Genomic DNA, 479 nt, shown 5'->3' with positions numbered 1-479 from the left:
GGTATCTGTCCCCTCACCGCCGGAGGCCACCGTCCACATCCGGTCGGCGACCAGGCCGTGCAAAGCGGTGTTCTTCGACGGCTCAGTGAGTTCCAACTGGTGGCGCTCACCGTCGAACTCGAAAGCCGCCTGGTCCGTCCGGTTGGGCCAGGGTGCCAACACCAGGTTGGCGAAGAAGGGCGCCTCGGCGGAAGAACCGGTGACCTCGTAGCCCTCCAACAGGTCCTGTCCCCCGAGGGTCAGCGACGACGGGCCCGCACCCCGGGTCGCGATGGTCGCCCGGCAGTCACCGGACGTGATCGTCACACTGGTGGGCTGCGCTCTCACTCACCTGACTCTACCTAAGTCCGAGCCTCCCCTCGGGGCCTACGCGTTCTTGCTCTCCTGCTCGGCCAGTGCCTTCCGAAGTGGGGGCAGGTGCCTTTCAATGACGTCGAGGAGAGTGTCCGGATCAATGCTGAAGTACTGGTGGACGAGGA

At 65.3% G+C, this 479-nt stretch carries 2 protein-coding genes; both read right to left on the bottom strand.

Annotated features, from left to right (window positions below; genetic code table 11):
• A partial coding sequence (locus ACTXPP_RS14215; protein WP_443342780.1) for an aldose epimerase family protein occupies positions 1 to 327 on the bottom strand: 327 nt, incomplete at its 3' end.
• 39 nt (positions 328 to 366) lie between these two features.
• On the bottom strand, positions 367 to 479 hold a 113-nt coding region (locus tag ACTXPP_RS14210; RefSeq protein ID WP_443342782.1), incomplete at its 5' end, for a HepT-like ribonuclease domain-containing protein.

The organism is Candidatus Corynebacterium faecigallinarum (assembly GCF_052264515.1).
In the GTDB taxonomy this organism is placed as follows: domain Bacteria; phylum Actinomycetota; class Actinomycetes; order Mycobacteriales; family Mycobacteriaceae; genus Corynebacterium; species Corynebacterium faecigallinarum.
Note: the sequence above shows the minus strand (reverse complement) of the source record. Positions and strands in the feature narration are given on the sequence as shown.